Source organism: Xanthomonas sp. D-99 (assembly GCF_017746145.1).
In the GTDB taxonomy this organism is placed as follows: domain Bacteria; phylum Pseudomonadota; class Gammaproteobacteria; order Xanthomonadales; family Xanthomonadaceae; genus Xanthomonas; species Xanthomonas cissicola.
In genome coordinates, this window is the sequence record NZ_JAGHWU010000010.1 from 8,795 (window position 1) to 12,319 (window position 3,525).

Annotated in this window: 1 protein-coding gene and 2 pseudogenes; all 3 read left to right on the forward strand. The window is 67.8% G+C overall.

The features are described from left to right. The first annotated feature begins 146 nt into the window (after positions 1 to 146). A pseudogene (locus J7360_RS04920) lies at positions 147 to 1,413 on the forward strand (tetracycline resistance MFS efflux pump). A 99-nt stretch (positions 1,414 to 1,512) separates the two neighbouring features. Continuing rightward, positions 1,513 to 2,106, forward strand: a complete 594-nt coding sequence (locus J7360_RS04925; RefSeq protein WP_057664114.1) for a biliverdin-producing heme oxygenase — start codon at positions 1,513 to 1,515, stop codon at positions 2,104 to 2,106. Positions 2,107 to 2,189: 83 nt separating this feature from the next. Then, positions 2,190 to 3,525: pseudogene (locus tag J7360_RS04930) on the forward strand (GAF domain-containing protein); the annotation flags it as partial.

The following is a 3,525-nucleotide window of genomic DNA, read 5'->3' on the forward strand; positions in this document are numbered from 1 at the left end:
AGAAGGTGCCCCGACGGGGCGGGTGAGGGTCCGGGTGCAGCCTGATGCAGCACGAACGACAGCAGGTGTCCCAGCAACCACGCGCCACCAGCATCAGCCACCCAATCCCTCGCTACACTCGCCGCTTCGCCCAACTGCGCCGCGCGATGTCCCTCTCTCCCGATTCCGCTCCCGTCCCGGGGCGCCGCCGCGCCGCGCTGATCTTCATCTTCATCACCGTCCTGATCGACGTGCCTGTCCTTCGGGGTCATCATTCCGGTACTGCCGGATCTGGTGCGCCACTTCACCGGCGGCGACTACGTCGTGGCCGCCGGCTGGATCGGCTGGTTCGGCTTCCTGTTCGCTGCCATCCAGTTCGTCTGCTCGCCGTTGCAGGGCGCGCTCTCCGACCGCTTCGGTCGCCGGCCGGTGATCCTGCTCTCGTGCCTTGGCCTGGGCCTGGACTTCATCCTGATGGCCATTGCCCACAGCCTGCCGATGCTGCTGCTGGCACGGGTGATCTCCGGCGTGTGCTCGGCCAGCTTCTCCACCGCCAATGCCTACATCGCCGACGTCACCCCACCGGACAAACGCGCCGGCGCATTCGGCATGCTCGGTGCCGCCTTCGGCATCGGCTTTGTCGCCGGCCCGTTGATCGGCGGTTGGCTGGGCAGCATCGGGTTGCGTTGGCCGTTCTGGTTTGCCGCCGGGCTTGCCCTGTTGAACGTGCTGTATGGCTGGTTCGTGCTGCCCGAATCGCTGCCCGCCCAACGCCGCACCGCGCGGCTGGACTGGTCGCACGCCAATCCGCTGGGCGCACTCAAACTGCTGCGCCGCTACCCGCAGGTGTTCGGCCTGGCGTCGGTGGTGTTCCTGGCCAACCTGGCGCATTACGTCTATCCCAGCATTTTCGTGCTGTTCGCCGGTTACCAATACCACTGGGGCCCGCGCGAAGTGAGCTGGGTACTGGCCGGGGTCGGCGTCTGCAGCATCATCGTCAATGCGTTGCTGGTCGGCCGCCTGGTGCGCCGGCTCGGCGAACGCCGCGCGTTGCTGCTGGGGCTGGGCTGCGGGGTGATCGGCTTCATCATCTATGGGCTGGCCGACAGCGGCACTGCCTTCCTGATCGGTGTGCCGATCAGTGCGTTGTGGGCCATTGCCGCACCGTCCGCGCAGGCCCTGATCACCCGCGAGGTCGGCGCCGACGCGCAAGGTCGCGTGCAGGGTGCGCTCACCGGTCTGGTCAGCCTGGCCGGCATCGCCGGCCCACTGTTGTTCGCCAATGTCTTCGCCTGGTTCATCGGCAGCGGTGCGCCTCTGCACCTGCCGGGCGCGCCGTGGTTGCTGGCCGCTGTCCTGCTGGCCGCAGGCTGGGGCATGGCCTGGAAACGAGCCGCGCGCGACGCCGGCACCACACCCGCGGCGCAGACGTGAAGCCAACCTATTCAGCTTGCGCTCGCGTCTGCTTTTTCTGATTTGCGCAGGCACTGCTAGTCTGGTGTCCTTCGTGCCGCGGCACCGCCTTGAGCCCCTATGGTTTCCGACGTCCTGGCAGTTCCGCCATCGGCTGCGCTCGCGCTGCGCCATGCCACCCAGGATGCCCATCGCCTGGTCGAAGCAGTGCCGCTGATGCAGGCGTTGGCGCAGGGGCAGGTCGATTCGGCTGCGTATGCGCAGATCCTGCGTCGCCACCACGCCTTGCTGGCCGGCTTCGAAGCGCAGCTCGGCAACTGGCTGACCACCCTGGTCGGCAACGGCTGGCATTACCGCCGTCGCGTGCCGGCACTGCGCGATGACCTGCGCGCGCTCGGCCAGCAACCGGATCTGCCGGCCGCACTGCCCGCCAGCGCCGACGATGCCGCGCGCTGGGGCATGTTGTACGTCATCGAAGGCTCGCAGCTTGGTGGACGGGTGATCGCGCGCAACGTGCGCAAGCAGCAGCCCGCTCTGGCCGGCGCCCTGCGCTATTTCGAGCTGGCCGACGGCGACCCGGCCGGCTGGCGCCGTTTCCAGGCAGCGCTGGATCGGCGCCTGGCCACCGCATCCGCAAGCGACGCTGCCATCGGCGGCGCGCAGGCCATGTTCGCCCACTTCCATTCCTGCCTCGCCGCGGAGCCGCAGCCGTGAATCAGCCCACCGAACCTCTGGATATGGATGTCTGCGCGCGGGAACCGATCCATATTCCCGGCCTGATCCAGCCCTACGGCGTGTTGCTGGTGATCGAACCGGCCGATGGCCGCATCGTGCAGGCCAGCAGCACCGCCGCCGACCTGCTCGGCGTGCCGATGGATGCCCTGCTGGGCACGCCGTACACCCAGGTGCTGGAACTGCCCGAGGCGCAACCATTGGCAGTGGACGATCAACCGCAGCACCTGCTGCACGCCGATGTGCGCTTCCCGCAGCGCAGCGCGCCGACCGATCATCCCTGGGTCGCCGCCTGGCATCTGTATCCGGAGCAATGGTTGATCGAAATCGAGCCGCGCGACGCGCGCCTGATGGATGTCACCCTGCGCGAAGCGCTGCCGCTGTTGCGCAGCATCGAGCGCGATGCGGGCATCGACGAAGCGGCGGTGCGCGCGGCCAAGGGGCTGCGCAGCATGATCGGCTTCGACCGCGTGATGGTGTATCGCTTCGACGAAGAGTGGAATGGCGACGTCATCGCCGAAGCACGCCAGCCCGAACTGGAGGCCTATCTGGGCCTGCATTACCCGGCCAGCGATATCCCGGCGCAGGCACGCGCGCTATACCTGCGCAACCGCGTGCGCCAGATCGCCGATGTGCGGTACCAGCCGTCGCCGATCCAGCCCACCTTGCATCCGCGCCTGGGCACGCCGGTGGATCTGAGCGATGTCAGCCTGCGCAGCGTCTCGCCGGTGCATCTGGAATACCTGGCCAACATGGGCGTCAGCGCCACCCTGGTGTCCTCGATCGTGGTCAACGATGCGCTGTGGGGGCTGATTTCCTGTCACCACTACAGCCCGCACTTCACCAGCCATGCCATGCGCGATGCCACCGATGCGGTGACCCGCGCGCTGGCCGGGCGCATCGGCGCGCTGCAGGCGGTGGGGCGAGCGCGGCTGGAGTCGGTGCTGCTGACCATCCGCGAAAAATTGATCACCGACTTCAACGACGCCGAGCACCTGACCGTGGACATGCTCGCCGACATGGCCCCGGACCTGATGGACGTGGTCGACGCCGATGGCGTGGCAATCTTCCATGGCAATGAAATCAGCCGTCATGGCAGCGTGCCGGATGCAGAGGCGTTGCGCCGCATCCGCGAACATCTCGAATCCGAACACCACGACGCCCTGCGCGAGGATGCGGTCGGCGCCCTGCATGTGGACGCCATCGGCGAGGTGTTCCCGGAGTTGGCCGACCTCGCGCCGCTGGCAGCCGGCTTCATCTTCGTGCCGCTGATGCCGCAATCGCGTAGCGCCCTGTTGTGGACCCGCCGCGAGCAGGTGCAGCAGGTCAAATGGGCCGGCAACCCGCAGCTGGCCAAGCTGCAGGACATCCCCAATTCGCGGCTGTCGCCGCGCAAGAGTT

Excerpts from the sequence above, each read along its gene's own strand:
- J7360_RS04925 (WP_057664114.1), top strand. The coding sequence starts at position 1,513 with ATGGTTTCCGACGTCCTGGCAGTTCCGCCATCGGCTGCGCTCGCGCTG.